The sequence below is a fragment of the Candidatus Reidiella endopervernicosa genome, from assembly GCF_013343005.1.
GTDB lineage: Bacteria > Pseudomonadota > Gammaproteobacteria.
Genome location: NZ_CP054491.1, coordinates 3,294,449 through 3,307,947, shown reverse-complemented (window position 1 = coordinate 3,307,947; position 13,499 = coordinate 3,294,449). Strand labels below are relative to the sequence as shown.

16 protein-coding genes are annotated in these 13,499 nt (G+C 54.2%); 7 read left to right on the top strand and 9 right to left on the bottom strand.

Annotated elements, in window-relative coordinates; genetic code table 11:
- Nucleotides 1-77 precede the first annotated feature (77 nt).
- Nucleotides 78-746, top strand: a complete 669-nt coding sequence (locus tag HUE57_RS17935; protein ID WP_078482659.1) for an energy-coupling factor ABC transporter permease — start codon at nucleotides 78-80, stop codon at nucleotides 744-746.
- Nucleotides 747-752: 6 nt separating this feature from the next.
- Here the strand turns inward: HUE57_RS17935 and HUE57_RS17930 are convergent, their stop codons facing one another.
- The 4 genes from HUE57_RS17930 to HUE57_RS17915 all read right to left on the bottom strand — a co-directional run bounded on the left by HUE57_RS17930 (nucleotide 753) and on the right by HUE57_RS17915 (nucleotide 5,159).
- On the bottom strand, nucleotides 753-1,871 hold the full coding sequence (locus tag HUE57_RS17930) for a PAS domain S-box protein (protein ID WP_078482658.1): 1,119 nt from the start codon (nucleotides 1,869-1,871) through the stop codon (nucleotides 753-755).
- A gap of 133 nt (nucleotides 1,872-2,004) precedes the next feature.
- A complete protein-coding gene (locus HUE57_RS17925; RefSeq protein ID WP_078482657.1) occupies nucleotides 2,005-2,940 on the bottom strand; it encodes a coiled-coil domain-containing protein in 936 nt (311 codons plus the stop codon).
- Nucleotides 2,940-3,869 carry a MotA/TolQ/ExbB proton channel family protein gene (locus tag HUE57_RS17920; RefSeq protein WP_078482656.1) on the bottom strand — a complete coding sequence of 310 codons (930 nt, stop codon included), beginning with the start codon at nucleotides 3,867-3,869 and terminating at the stop codon, nucleotides 2,940-2,942. The genes HUE57_RS17925 and HUE57_RS17920 overlap by 1 nt, the downstream gene beginning before the upstream one ends.
- A gap of 90 nt (nucleotides 3,870-3,959) precedes the next feature.
- The gene (locus tag HUE57_RS17915; RefSeq protein ID WP_078482655.1) at nucleotides 3,960-5,159 is read right to left on the bottom strand and encodes an NnrS family protein; all 1,200 of its coding nucleotides are present in this window, start codon (nucleotides 5,157-5,159) and stop codon (nucleotides 3,960-3,962) included.
- Nucleotides 5,160-5,268: 109 nt separating this feature from the next.
- Here HUE57_RS17915 and HUE57_RS17910 point away from each other — a divergent pair, with 109 nt between their 5' ends.
- Both HUE57_RS17910 and HUE57_RS17905 read left to right on the top strand, forming a co-directional pair.
- Nucleotides 5,269-5,757 (top strand): hypothetical protein, encoded by a 489-nt coding sequence (locus HUE57_RS17910; protein WP_078482701.1) that lies wholly within the window; start codon nucleotides 5,269-5,271, stop codon nucleotides 5,755-5,757.
- An 84-nt stretch (nucleotides 5,758-5,841) separates the two neighbouring features.
- On the top strand, nucleotides 5,842-6,273 hold the full coding sequence (locus HUE57_RS17905) for a DUF6524 family protein (RefSeq protein ID WP_078482654.1): 432 nt from the start codon (nucleotides 5,842-5,844) through the stop codon (nucleotides 6,271-6,273).
- Between the two features lie 51 nt (nucleotides 6,274-6,324).
- Here HUE57_RS17905 and HUE57_RS17900 read toward each other — a convergent pair whose 3' ends face one another.
- Both HUE57_RS17900 and HUE57_RS17895 read right to left on the bottom strand, forming a co-directional pair.
- A complete protein-coding gene (locus tag HUE57_RS17900) occupies nucleotides 6,325-7,554 on the bottom strand; it encodes a magnesium transporter (protein WP_078482653.1) in 1,230 nt (409 codons plus the stop codon).
- 57 nt (nucleotides 7,555-7,611) lie between these two features.
- On the bottom strand, nucleotides 7,612-8,211 hold the full coding sequence (locus HUE57_RS17895; protein ID WP_174673648.1) for a hypothetical protein: 600 nt from the start codon (nucleotides 8,209-8,211) through the stop codon (nucleotides 7,612-7,614).
- 152 nt (nucleotides 8,212-8,363) lie between these two features.
- On the opposite strand from HUE57_RS17895, the gene HUE57_RS17890 reads away from it, so the two are divergent.
- The gene (locus HUE57_RS17890; RefSeq protein WP_078482650.1) at nucleotides 8,364-8,621 is read left to right on the top strand and encodes a glutaredoxin domain-containing protein; all 258 of its coding nucleotides are present in this window, start codon (nucleotides 8,364-8,366) and stop codon (nucleotides 8,619-8,621) included.
- Nucleotides 8,622-8,708: 87 nt separating this feature from the next.
- On the opposite strand, the gene HUE57_RS17885 is transcribed toward HUE57_RS17890, so the two are convergent.
- Nucleotides 8,709-9,113, bottom strand: coding sequence for a sulfur globule family protein (locus HUE57_RS17885; protein ID WP_174673647.1), 405 nt, complete (start codon nucleotides 9,111-9,113; stop codon nucleotides 8,709-8,711).
- 331 nt (nucleotides 9,114-9,444) lie between these two features.
- Nucleotides 9,445-9,633: a hypothetical protein gene (locus HUE57_RS17880; protein WP_174673646.1), complete on the bottom strand. Its 189-nt coding sequence runs from the start codon at nucleotides 9,631-9,633 to the stop codon at nucleotides 9,445-9,447.
- A 195-nt stretch (nucleotides 9,634-9,828) separates the two neighbouring features.
- On the opposite strand from HUE57_RS17880, the gene HUE57_RS17875 reads away from it, so the two are divergent.
- The 3 genes from HUE57_RS17875 to HUE57_RS17865 all read left to right on the top strand — a co-directional run bounded on the left by HUE57_RS17875 (nucleotide 9,829) and on the right by HUE57_RS17865 (nucleotide 11,048).
- On the top strand, nucleotides 9,829-10,005 hold the full coding sequence (locus tag HUE57_RS17875) for a hypothetical protein (RefSeq protein WP_172840096.1): 177 nt from the start codon (nucleotides 9,829-9,831) through the stop codon (nucleotides 10,003-10,005).
- Nucleotides 10,006-10,113: 108 nt separating this feature from the next.
- Nucleotides 10,114-10,419, top strand: a complete 306-nt coding sequence (locus tag HUE57_RS17870; protein WP_174673645.1) for a hypothetical protein — start codon at nucleotides 10,114-10,116, stop codon at nucleotides 10,417-10,419.
- Nucleotides 10,413-11,048: an MBL fold metallo-hydrolase gene (locus HUE57_RS17865; RefSeq protein ID WP_078482647.1), complete on the top strand. Its 636-nt coding sequence runs from the start codon at nucleotides 10,413-10,415 to the stop codon at nucleotides 11,046-11,048. The genes HUE57_RS17870 and HUE57_RS17865 overlap by 7 nt, the downstream gene beginning before the upstream one ends.
- 234 nt (nucleotides 11,049-11,282) lie before the next feature.
- Here HUE57_RS17865 and HUE57_RS17860 read toward each other — a convergent pair whose 3' ends face one another.
- A complete protein-coding gene (locus HUE57_RS17860) occupies nucleotides 11,283-13,064 on the bottom strand; it encodes a DEAD/DEAH box helicase (protein ID WP_078482646.1) in 1,782 nt (593 codons plus the stop codon).
- Nucleotides 13,065-13,499 lie beyond the last annotated feature (435 nt).

Sequence of the window (13,499 nt, the reverse complement as noted above, 5' to 3'; positions counted from 1 at the left end):
AATGCGTATCCGTAATCATCAAAAAGGAGAGAGGCTATTATAACGTTATGGCATTGAGTGGTGTTGCGAGGTGCTAATTGAATCTGACCACTGAATTGATTCCCCATAGCTGGCTATGGCTGGCCACGTTGATATATGGCGTACTGATTTTATGGAGTGTGATCGGTGCTGACTGGGGGCAGATGCGACGTGAGTTGAGACTCTGGAATGCATGGCTTGCTAGCACCGTTGCAGTGCTGTTGCTCTGGAGCATGCGCGCGGGGGTTCTGCCAGGGCTCGAGTTCCACTGTTTGGGAGTAACGCTGTTGGTGTTGATGTTTGGCTGGCGCTACGCGTTGCTGTCGATTTCACTGGTGTTGGTTGGTACCGCTCTCAATGGCGCAGCCCAGTGGTTGGCGCTGCCGCTCAATGCGCTACTGCTGGGGGGAGTGCCGATTGCGGTGAGCCACCTGCTGCTCAGGTTTTCGGTCCGATATCTGCCGAAGAACTTCTTCGTCTACATACTCTTCTGCGGTTATCTCTCCGCCGCGCTCGCCTTTGCTGCTGGAGTGCTCTCGAGCACGCTGGTACTGGCGCTCAGTGGAGCCTATAGCTTCGAACGGATTGGTGGGGAGTATCTGATCTTTATCCCGATGATGCTCTTTGCAGAGGCGCTGCTGACCGGAATGCTGATTTCTGCGCTAGTGCTGAACAAGCCAGAGTGGGTTACCAGCTTCGATGACCGTCGTTATCTGAATGGAAAGTAATCGGATTTAGCGTTCACGCAGATCGCGCAGAATACCGAAGAAGAGGTGTTCTCCCTCATGTTCGATCTCGGTCACACTCAGATCGACCGGGAAGGTGGTGCCATCCTTGTGCTGTGCAGTCACTTCACGCCCCTTACCGATAATGCTCGGCTCACCGCCATCGAGATAATTTTTTAGATAACCGTCGTGCTGGTCCCTGTCGGGTTGGGGCATCAACATGCGGACATTCTTACCAATCAGCTCCTTGACGCGGTAGCCGAGTAGCTTCTCCACCGCTGGGTTACACGACTCAATGATGCCGTGACGATTGATGGTAATCACGCTGTCGATCATGTTCTCGCGAATTGCGCGCTCGCGTCGTTCGCTCTTGAGTAGATCACTCTCGATTCTGAAACGCTCATCGATCTCCTCCTTGAGGTGGTCGTTGGAGATGCGTAGCTGGTCGCCGGTGGTGTTGAGATCGGACATGATGTCGGCGATACGTCGCATCACGTAGTTGACGGTGACACCACTGAGTACCGCAGCGAGAATGCCGAGTGCGATCATCAGCTGGTAGGCGAGGTCAAAATCTTTCTGTGCGACTTCCAGGGCTTCGCGGCCGTGGGCCTGTTGCAGACGGATAAAGTCATCCATGTGCCACAGCACTTTGTTCTGGGTTGGTATCGCCTGCTGGGTCAGGATGTCTGCGGCCGACTGGAACTGATCAATGGCGAGCAGATCGAGTACCTGATCCTGAAAGGTGACAATCTCAGCGATGCCGGAGCGTACATCGGCAAGGATCTGGAGCTCGGTTTCATCGTGATCGAGCAGCTCCAGTGCCTCTCGTATTTTGAGAAACTCCTCACCACGATCGCGCAGTTTTAGATAGAGATCGTCACGCTCGAAGGGGTCGGGCGTCATCACCATGCTCTGCAGAATCAGTGAGCGTTCGCGCGAGGCGTTGCGCATCAGACGTAACAGATCGGCCTGTACATTATGCTCGTTCACCACCTTCTCGATATTGCTGGTGACGTGCTTCATGCGATTGAGGCCGATGGAGATAACGGCAACGACGAGTGCGATGGCAAAAATAAACCCAAAGGAGAGTAGGTTCTGCGCTTCACTGCTCTGTTTAGTGGTGGCCATGTTCGCTCTTGATCAAACGTTGTCTATCACTGTCAGTCCGTGCGCTGCAGTGGTGGGCAAGTATAGACCTTGTCCGCAGCCCAGGTGAATAAGTGGCTTCACCCGGCTGTGAGGCCACCTCACCATTGGCAGGTTACTCCTGATGGTAGTAGTCGTATTCCTGCAGGATCTGTTTGGTAAAGTTCCACGCCTCATTATAAGAGAGGCCGCTCTCGTCAGGGATCACGATCTTCACATAGAGCATGCCCGGATGCGCCTGCTTGAGAGCACCGAGCTCATTGTTGAGCTGCTCCATGGTGAGCTGGCGGTACTCCGCCTCTCCTTCGCGAATGGCGATGCGCTTGTTGCCGGAGATCTTCTCGAAGCGGACCTCGACCACATGTTTGCCAACCGGCGTACGTGCGGGACGAACCAGCTTGTCGTACTTCACTTTCAGGTCGTCATACTCACCCTGTAGTGAAGTAAAGCTACGTGTTGAGGAGAGCTGCTGCTGCTTGAGGTCGATCAATGCATCGGCCTGCTTTTGGTTATTCAGCTCCAGAGCGGTGATCTTCTCTTCGGCGTTGCTCAGCTGAGCCAGCTGCGTTTCGTGTTCGGCCTTGAGTTCGGTGTAGCGGCTGTTGGCCTGCTGCAACTGATCGCTCAGCAGTGAGCGCTGTTGCTCGGTCTGGTTGAGCTGGTTACGAAGTTGTTCAAGCTGAGATTCGAGTGCCAGCTGCTGTGCTTCGCGTTCGGCGAGCTGTCGGCTCTTCTCAGCGTCGGTCTCCTGTGCCTGCATCATCTGCATGCGCAGCAGTGAGAGCTGGTGCTGGGCGGAGGCAAGCTGCTCCTCAAGGGTGGCGTTGGCGTCGGCAACATTACGCGCCATCGATGCCGCTCGCTGTTCGGCCTCCATGGTATTGCGCAGCTCCGCCATCAGCTCCCAGTTGCGTACGATCAGCACCGTGCTGGCGAGCATGAAGATCATCACCACCACGGTCATGATGTCGGTCAGCGAGGGCCAGTAGTTCTCACTGACGCTGTTGTTGTCATTATGAGCCTGCCGAAGATCGACGAAACCCTGATCCATTACGCGTCATCTCGTGCGGGTAGGCGGAAACCTTCCTGCAACAGCTGTTTGATCTCTTTCATGTCGCTACTGATAGAACCGGTCTGGTCGTTCATGCTGGTGAACATCTGTTGCAACTGGCTACCCGCCTCGCTGTAGCTCTCCTGTGCCGTATGCATGATGGTGGCAGTGGTGCGCAGGCTCTTAACTAGCCCGGCAATGTCGTGCAGCAGGGTGTCGCTGCTGTGGCTAAAGCGTGGCAGCAGGTAGAGGGTGGTGACCTGCTCGATACCACCGACCAGGTGGGTCTGGGTGTCGGTGAGCTTGAGGTAGAAGTAGCCGTAGAAGAGATAGCAGAGGATGGCGGTGATAGTGGTCGAGAGGGCGGTCGACATGCCATGGATGATCAGCCCCATGTTACCGATCTCCTGCGGTGAACCGAGCATGTCGGAGGCACCGATCAGTGCAATGGAGAGCGAGATGATGGTGCCGAAGACGCCGGTCAGGATCAGGATGTTGTGGATGAACTTGGGAAAGCTGATGCGGGTGCTCTCCTGTGCCAGTAACACGGCGGCCAACGCGCTGTGGTTGATCGGCGCGTTCTGCCGGTCGAGATTTAGAATGGTGCGGTAGCGGTCGTTGATCAGATTGGTGCTCTCGCCCTTCTCCGGCTTGCCGAGTTGATCCTGTTCGAGCTTGAAGATGAAACGTGAGAGTGCTGACTCTTCGCGCATATAGCGCAGCAGAATCCAGATCACCTTGGAAAGGCCGAGCAGGAACAGCACCAGGATGCTGCTATTGATGATGATGCCGGTCTGGGTGAGCTGGTTACGGAAGTAGACGCCGGTGAGCAGGTCGAGGTTGATCGCCACGATGCCTAGCGCCAGTAGCGTCATTATCACCAAACGAATCAGTACGCGGCGGCTGTAGTTCTTTTTGTAGTCGTTCATCGAGCAATTCCCTGAATTTTTATAGCATTCTACCGGCTCGACACCCGGTGACCAACAGAGGTTTTTGTGGGGGAATTCGGTGCGAGGCGATTAGCCGGGGCGTCCGTCGATGCGGGGGCGGATCAGAATCGGCAGGTAGACCACCACAAAGATCGAAAATGCAGTGATCCAGGCTACCCCTGAGAGGGTGATCAACAGTGGGTATTGATCCATCATCGATAGCGGTAGTAGCACGCGAATCACAGCAGCAATGCCAACCAGTGCAAAGGCGAAGGCGATAGAGTGGCCGATGACCATCTCACGCCCGGTATGGCCAATGGCCACGCGAGCCATCATGCCGAGCGTCATCATGCCGATGCCACCCACGGTCAGGGCGTGCAGTGCCAGAACGGATGGGATTATGTCGAAGATCACCAGTGCCTTGAACAGCAGCCCGATCACGATCCAGAGGTAGGCGATATGGAGTACCCACAGTAGCGGTGTACGGGCGGTACGCAGCGGTAGCCAGCCGTAGAGGCGAAAGGCGTGAATCAGGGTGGCAAAGATGGCGACCAGAGCGACCGCAACGGTATCTGGCAGTAGCTGTTCGGTGACCACCAGTAGCAGCAGCGTACCGATGGCGCTCTTCTCTACCCAGGGCCAGCTATGGGTCTTAACGTTGCCAAGACCGCGTTCGGTGAAGAAGGGGATGACGCGGCCACCCAACACCGCCACCAGCAGCACGATCATGCCGACGGCCAGGTTAATGCCGCTTTTACCCGTCGGTGCGATATCGAGCGCCTCGAGATGGATCATCAGGTTGGCGATGGTCAGCAGGGCGATAATCAACAGGAAGATAGCGTTGTTCTTCTGTTTCGCGCGGACCAGTGGGGTACCTGCAGCAACGCCCAGTGCCGGTACAAAGGCGAGATCGATGAGGGCAATCAGCGGCGCCGGGATCAGCTCTGAGAAGAGGGGGGTGATACGACCTGCGGCCCAGAGTAGAAACAGCAGCATCAGCGGTGTCCCGGATGGGGTGTCGATACCGGTCCAGTTGCGCACTGCGGTGAGCAGGAAACCAGCCACCACTGCCAGTACATAGCCAAACAGCATCTCGTGGCTGTGCCAGCCGACAAAGCCGTAATAGTTAGAGAGCGGGGTGCCAGAGCTGTAACTGTGGAGCCAGCCGGCGAGCAGTGCCACGGCCGCAATACCAGCAGCGAGAAAGAAGGGGCGAAAGCCGAGCGCAAAGAGAGCAAATCCATTCGGTGATGGGGTGGGGGTGCGCTCTTCAATATTCAGCGGTGGCATGCGTTCACTCTCAGGTTGGGCTAGTATCGGCGCCGATCATAGCGGAGGTTCCGGCTCGGTGCCTTGTTTTGTATCAATCGCAAACTGGCAATGAATGTAGGTGTTTGAGATGAATGTGCTGAACTGTGGAGAGGTGGGGCTGGAACCCCTACAGCGGGTGCTGAAGCCCTACGGGATGGTGGTTGAAGGGGTGGCTGCTGAAGAGGAAATCCCTGGTAGTTTCTGGGGCGATGAGGAGGCGGGGCTGATCGAGAACCGTCTGCTGGTGCGAGATGACACACCACTGCATTCGGCGCTGCATGAGGCGTGTCACTACATCTGTATGGATCAGTCACGACGCCAGGGGCTGCACACCGATGCCGGTGGTGGGTACGATGAGGAGAACGGTGTCTGTTATCTGCAGGTGCTGCTCGCAGATCGTATTGCTGGTTTTGGTCGTGCGCGCATGTTTGCCGATATGGATGCCTGGGGTTATAGCTTCCGGCTCGGCTCCTCGCAACGCTGGTTTGAGCAGGACGCTGTAGATGCCAATCAGTGGCTGGCAGATCACAATCTGCTCGATGCGGCGGGTGAGCCGAATGGTCAGCTGCGCCAGTGAGGGGTGATATCCGGTTTCGCTTCACCTCTTCAATACTTTAGAATCGCTGCAACTCAACAATAACTACCGAGAGAGGGAGTATCCATGGCCGTTGGCTCCATAACCTGGCAGGGCATCCTGCTGCGCTTTATCTTCGCTGCAATTCTGGTCTTCACCACCTATAACCCCGAGGGGTTCGACTACTTCAACTGGGTGGTGATGAACAATCTCGAGGCGTTGCCGCAATCGCTGCCGGTGAAGCTCTTTGTCGGTTTTGTATTGCTGATTGGCTGGGTGATCTATATCCGCGCGACCCTGCGCTCACTCGGCCCGATCGGCCTGATTCTCGCCTTCGGTTTCTTCGGCACCCTGCTGTGGATGATCGTCGACTGGGGCTGGATTCCGACCGATAGCATCCGCGCCGTGACCTACCTGGCCGAGGTGGTGATGTGCGCGATTCTTGCGGTTGGTATGTCGTGGTCACATATCCGCCGCCGTCTCAGCGGTCAGGCAGATGTAGACGAAATCGAAGAGTAACTCTCCGATAGTCAGAAAATAGGGGGTGCCGATCGGCGCCCCTTTTTTTGTCTAGAGAACGATCAAGGTGGCGAAGCCAAGGAACAGACCCAGGCTGACAACATCGGTGATGCTGGTGAGAAAGATTGCCGATGCGGTGGAGGGATCGGCGCCTATTTTCTCCAGTCCGAGGGGTACCAGAACGCCGGTGATGCCGCTGATTACGCAACTGCCTACCATCGCCATAAAGACCACCAGGGCCAACAACAATCCATCGTTGCTACCACTGATCATGGCGTAGGCAAACATCGCCGCGCCCGCTGTGACACCTACCAGGATGCCGTTGCTTAAACCTAACAGGCCCTCCTTGAATAGCGCGTCTCGCGTTGCATTCTCTTTGAATTCGCCGAGTGTCAGTCCACGCAGGGTGATCGCGAGCGATTGGCTGCCGGTATTGCCGGCCTGTCCGGCCAGAACCGGAAGAAATACGGCGAGCATGACGATCTGACTGATCGTCTCTTCAAAAAAGCCCACGACGAAGGCGGCAAGGAATGCTGTGAGCAGATTGAACTGTAACCAGGGATGACGCGATTTGAGACTGCTGCGCCAGGGAGTGTGTAGATGCTCCTCCTTTTCGATACCGACCATTCGCCCACTCTGGGCCGTCAGCTCAAAGGTGTGCTCCTCAAACAGCACGTAGCCCTGTAGCTCTCCCTGCAGCACGCCTAGCTCATTGCAGACAGGGTAGACGGGATAGTGTCTCTGTACGGTTGCCGCCATCGCATCGCTGATCGAGGTGTCGGTTGTTAGATAGAACGGCTGGTCGATCATGATAGTGCCGAGTGGTGCATCGGTTTCGGCAAGCATTAGATCGCGCATCACTACCAGACCGATCAGTTTCTGTTCACTGTCTACCACGTAGGCGTAGGTGATAAGGCTCTCTTGAGTAATGTGGCGGATATTCTCGATCGCCTCACTAGCGGTGGTCTCTGCTGTGTAGACCGCGAGTGATTGCTCCATGAATCGGCCGATTTGATCTTCGGGATAGTCGCGATTGAGTTCCCACTGCGCGCCGATGCTGTCCGATCGGTCGATTGTGATCGCATCGGTTAATTCGCTCGGTAAGTGGTGGAGCAACTTGATTGCCAGAGACGGCTTCAGGCGCTGAAGTACCTCAGTAACGGTTTCTGCTGTCTCACCGCTCAGGGTGCTGACGGCATCCAACGGGGCACGTTGTGTGGCCAGCTTGACGAGGTCGTTGATGACCGTCTCGTCGAGATGTTTCGCTCTCTCTTCGTTCATTATTGGTTCCGTAACGCTGGGTGTTTAGCTGTGGTTGTTGCCCTTGAGGGTTGGCGGTTATTTGTCGTCAGGTTTCAGGTCGCTGAATGAGCCCCTAATGCTCTCATAGCGCTGCCGAAACTGTTTGGCGTCACCATAGTCGATAAAGTTGCTGTAGCGACTATGAAAGGCGGCAGTATGACGCGCATGCTTGATCGGGCACCAGTGCTGTTCAACCCGCGCGGCAATCTCGCGAATATAGGCGATCAGTCCGTTGAAGTAGCCGCAGTAGATGCAGTTGAGTCGTTCAATGATGTTGAGATAGCGCAGGTAGTGACGGTCGATGACGATATAGTCGCTTCTCCGAACCCTGGGTATACCGTAGAGCGGGAAGCAGATGGCGTGGAACAGGCTAACGCTGAGATCGATTAGCAGCGCGGGAAACAGTATCAGCCAGACCAGTGGTGCAGTCAGGATATGTTTCGGTTTGCTCTGGCTCAGGTAGCGAAACAGGCCGGTTGAGAGTCTGCGGTGCTGTTTGCGGATCTCACGGTCGAAGAGCACGCGTTTCTCTTCGACCTCGTAGAGAAACTCCTCTTTTTTCTTCTGTAGCTCCAGGAGTAGCTGATCCTCAAGCTGCTGAATATCTTGCAGCAGCTCCTGTAGACGGTCATCCATAGTGGCTCCAGTCGGGTCAAACGGGCGAGTGGTTTTGATCCGTTTGTACGCATCGCCCATGCGGATGTAAAGCGGTCGTTATTTGCCTAGTTGCTCGGTTAAGAGGCACTATCTGGGCTTTGATAAAGTATGAAATGAGGTTGTGAGACGTTATGGCTAGGGTAAAGATCTACAGCACCGGTACCTGTCCAATCTGTGACAAGGCGAAGATGTTGCTTGATAAGTGGAATATTGCGTTTGATGAGATGCGTGTCGATCTCGATCGCGCCGGACTCAAAGAGATGCTCGAGGTGACCGATAATGCCAGGACCGTTCCGCAGAGCGCGATCGATAATCGCTGGATTGGTGGCTTTAGCGAGCTGACCGAGCTGAAGATGGATGGTGAGCTCGATGCCCTGATGGGAGGTTAGAACTGAATGAAAAACTTGTTACGAAGGTAGCAGGCACAAAAAAGGCGGCACAAGTGCCGCCTTTTTTGTGCCTGCTACAGTAATGACTTACTGTGCAGCAGGTGCTACTGGAGCAACTGGTGCTACGGGTGCGCCGTAAGGAGCGTAGCCGTAAGGAGCGCCGTAAGGAGCATAACCGTTGTAGCCGTTGTAACCGTTGTTGAAACCGTTGTAGCCGTTATAACCGTTGCCAGAAGCGTTACCGTTACCACGACCGCGGAAGCTCAGGTCGAAATCGCCCATCATGTCGCCCATGCCGTTGCCCCAACCGTTACCGTTGCCCCAACCGTTGTTGTTGTTCCAACCGTTGTTACCCCAACCGTTGTTCCATGGGCTGTTGTTGCCCCAACCGTTGTTGTTCCAAGGGGTCCACCAGGCGCTGGCAGAAGACATAGAGAGTGCGCTAACACCGACGAGTGCTGCGAGAGCAGCTGCTTTAGTGAATTTCATCATGGTTTAAATCCTCTTTGTTTGTTACATCATGGTTTTAAAAATAAAGCTAAGTAAAAAAAGCTAAGTCACTCACCACGCACATTGATAACTGGTTGCACTACCCCTGTGCGAACTAATGCATATTAGTTATTATTGATATGCTAATTTATTTGTCAAGTTTCTAGCCATAAATTTATTCATCAATCTGTTGGCTGGGCTAGGGTTTGATTCGACTGTATGTTTATAACGTGCTGAATAACCAAGGTAATTCTTAAAGCGTGCAAGTGAAGTCTGGTCAAGTGGTTGGGGGCTGGAATCTTGTGGCAGTGATGGCATGAACGGCTAAATCAACTTACAAGGCGGCGATCTGCAGTCGTTTTTCATCGATCAGTGAGGTGTATACACGGGAGAGGGCGTGTTCATAGGCGCAGTCGCCAGCCAGCCCCATCTCTGCAAGTCGTGACTCAAAATAGGCGATCTCATCTCTAATTGTTTCTGCGCTTGGCGCAGAGTGGCTGGTGCTATGTGTGTAAACTTCCATACTCTTCACCTCATCTGTTTTGTCTTTGTTGTCATCGCAGAGAGTAGGGGGAGATTGTGTCAAGGGTGTGACATATAAAGAGTTAGTAGCAGGCACGTGTGTCTCAGTTATCTGCGTGATTGAGGCGAATCTCAATCTGTAACATGGTCAATTACAATCGATGTGGTTCGTTAGGCTTCAATAGAGGGGCGAGAAATGGGTGGTTGGGGTTGTCCGCATGAGGTGAAAGGTTTGTGCGATCGGGTGGAGCAGCGTAATTGTGAGCCCGGTATGAAGGGGTGTGTGTTGGCCGGTCGTTTTCTGTTTAGTGAGGATGAGAAAAATACCAAACGTGCCGTTAGAGAGAAGGGAAAGCAGCAGGGTGAAGAATAATATGTGTGGTTTAGTTGAGGCGCCTGACAGCAGCGCGCGATCGTCAATATGAAAATAAAATTCTTTCAGCTCGAGATTGGTCGTCGGTTTGAATTTAGAGGCGACACAATGCGCAAGGTGAGCCCGTTGATTGCCGAATTTGAGAGCGATAGTCGACAGAAGATTGTGCCGCGTGCCGCAATGGTTGAACCGCTTGATGGCGAAATTTCTGAAGTTGTAAATGAAGAGAGTGCGTCGCTATCGGCAGAGGTGGTTCGTGAAGCATTCGATCGTTTTTATGAGGAGTGTATGGGAACGGTAAATGGCCTGGCTGATATCGCCGGTGGTGAGGCGGGGGCTGCGGCTGCAGTCGAACTTGAACGTGCCAAGCAGCGGTTCAACAAGGCGCTCGCAGTGTGGATTAAGCCGTGCTGAGATATCACTCGATTCCTGTCACCAGCTTTCAGCAAAACTGTTCACTACTCTGGTGTGATCAGAGCAACAAGGCCGCATTGATCGATCCGGGAGGGGAGGCGACACGTCTATTGGAGGCCGTAGGACAAGCGGGTGTGACGCTGGAGGGTATCCTGCTGACTCACGGTCATCTCGATCACGTCGGTGCAGCGTCAGAAATATCGGCGCTCACGGGGAACGCAATAACCGGTCCCCATATTGGAGATGAGCCGCTACTCAACGCCCTTCAGCAGCAGGCGGAGATGTTTGGTTTGCCATCTACAGAACCATTTACTCCAGATCGATGGCTCAAGGATGGTGAGGTGGTCAATGTTGGCAGTGAGCCGCTGCAAGTCATTCACGCTCCTGGTCACTCTCCAGGGCACGTTGTCTTCTATCATGAGCCGTCGCAGACGGCCTTTGTCGGGGACGTGCTGTTTAGAGGTTCAATCGGTAGATCTGACCTTCCTGGTGGCGATCAACACGCATTGATACAGAGCATTCAAAGCCGACTGTTTCCGCTGGGTGATGATGTGACGATTGTCCCCGGGCATGGGCCCCGTTCCACGTTGGGCGAGGAGCGACGGAGTAACCCCTATGTGGGGGCTTGAAGTCAGTCGGGGCTACTGGGCTCCATTGTTTGAGAAGAACTCAACCATACGTCTACTGCAGGTCGATACGACATGTTATGTAGACAGGTACAGCCTGAGGTAACAGTTCTGTATTGGATTCCAGAATCGAGCAAGGTGGCGGGTTGAGTGAGGAGACTTAAGAAGTGGGCGATCTATTCTGTCCGGAATAATAAATCCTGCTGATAGCGGGATTTATTATTGGTCACGGTTTGTTTAGCTGCGATCCTTTTTCCCTTTCCCGCTCTGTTTCTTAGGTGGCTTGTGGCCGCCTCTATCCTTGTCGGCTTTTGGTTTTTTATAGCCTTTCGGTTTTTCGCTTGAACCCTGTTCGCTTGGCGCGCTGATGCGTAGCTGCTGGCCACAGACCCAAACCTTCTTCAGGTGTTTGAAGATCTCTTTGGGCATCCCGTCAGGAAGATCGACATTGCTGTAATCGTCGTGAATGGCGATTTGACCGATAAACTGGCTTTCAATACCCGCCTCATTAGCGATGGCACCGACGATATTCTTAGGCTCAACCTTGTGCCTGTGACCCACTTCGATGCGGTAGCGAATCATCCCCTCTTCGAGTTCACGTTCGCGCACAGGTGAACGTTCACGGCTGCGTCTGGGCTCGCGTTCTTTGTAATCACGGCCACGGTCGCTTCGTTCTTCTCTCGCGGGCTTGGTATCTTGAAGTTTGGGTAGTAACGGACGTTCTTTCTGAACCAGGTAGCTGAGCGCAGCTGCGATCTCACTCAGGCCGATATTATGTTCGCTCTGATACCCCTCAATGACCTCTTCAAAGAAACCAAGATCCTGAGATTCGAGGGTGTCGGTGATGGTCTGTTTGAACTGATCGACGCGACGACTGGCAATGTCGTCCCGGCTGGGAAGTTGCATCGAGGTGATCTCTTGTCCGGTAGCGCGTTCGATGGAGCGCAGCATGCGTCGCTCTCGCGGTGCAACGAAGAGAATGGCATCGCCCTTTCGGCCTGCACGTCCGGTACGTCCAATACGATGGATGTAGGCCTCGGTGTCGTAGGGGATGTCGTAGTTAACGACATGGCTTATGCGCTGTACATCGAGACCACGTGCAGCAACATCGGTGGCGACGATGATATCGAGAGAGCCCTTTTTAAGGCGATCAACGGCCTTCTCTCTCATCGCCTGATTCATATCGCCGTTGAGCGGTGAGGTGGCGTAGCCGCGTGCCTCAAGTTTCTCCGCTAGCTCAGTGGTGGCGACCTTGGTGCGAACGAAGATGATCATCGCATCGAACTCTTCCACCTCCAGTATGCGTGTCAGTGCGTCGAGTTTGTGGGTGCCACTCACCTGCCAGTAGCGTTGTGTGATCGTTGATACGGTAGCGGTCTTCGCCTTGATCTTGATCTCGACCGGCTCTTTAAGATACTTCTTGGCGATGCGTCGAATCTGATCCGGCATGGTGGCAGAGAAGAGGGCGATCTGACGTGTTTCGGGTGTGTGCTCAAGAATCGCCTCGACATCATCAATAAAGCCCATGCGCAACATCTCATCAGCCTCGTCAAGAACAAGACCGGTGAGATTGTCGAGTACCAGGGTGCGGCGACGAAGGTGATCCTGAACGCGTCCGGGTGTACCGACAACAACCTGTACGCCACGCCGTAGCTGGCGCAGTTGGATATCCATACCCTGGCCACCATAGACTGGCAGGATATGGAAATCCTTCAGGTGGCGAGCGTAGGTCTGAATAGCCTCGGCGACCTGTATGGCCAGCTCGCGAGTGGGTGTCAGTACCAGTAGCTGCGGTGTCTTGTTCGATAGGTCGATACGGCTAAGCAGTGGCAGTGCAAAGGCGGCGGTCTTGCCGGTGCCGGTCTGTGCCATGCCTATCAGGTCGTTGCCATCAAGTAGTGGGGGGATGCTTTGTGCCTGAATAGGGGAAGGTGTCTCGTAGCCGATCTCCTCAATAACCTTAAGTATCGGGGTGGCGAGAGCGAGCTGCGCAAAGGAGCTGATGGTTTCTTCTGACATGTTGGGCCTATCTGGAGAGCCCGGTGAACGTGATGGTCTTGCCGAGCGGGTGGTGTACTTACGATAGCTAATGATACTCCATTTGCGCGGTTAATGCTGATTCGGCAATAGAAGGGGTAAAGCTGAGTGATTTTGTTGGCTGATATTGTCGAGGGCTGTCAGCTCGACTTGTGACGTAAGCTGTCATAAAGCAGGGCTTGGCGTACCACCAAAGTAGTACTGTCGATGCTGTTGGAGGTAGTGGCAGAAGATGTCATTTTATTCATGTGGTTATTGGTCATGGCTCTGCTATAACTTGATGCATAGACGGGGGAATGTGTCTCGATGGTGTGTTGCTAGTTGATGTTTTCGCACTGAATGAGAGCGCAGGCTAGGTGGAAGAGAGGATAGCCGTAACTGTCTTGGAAACTAACACCAATAATCCACATATGGGGG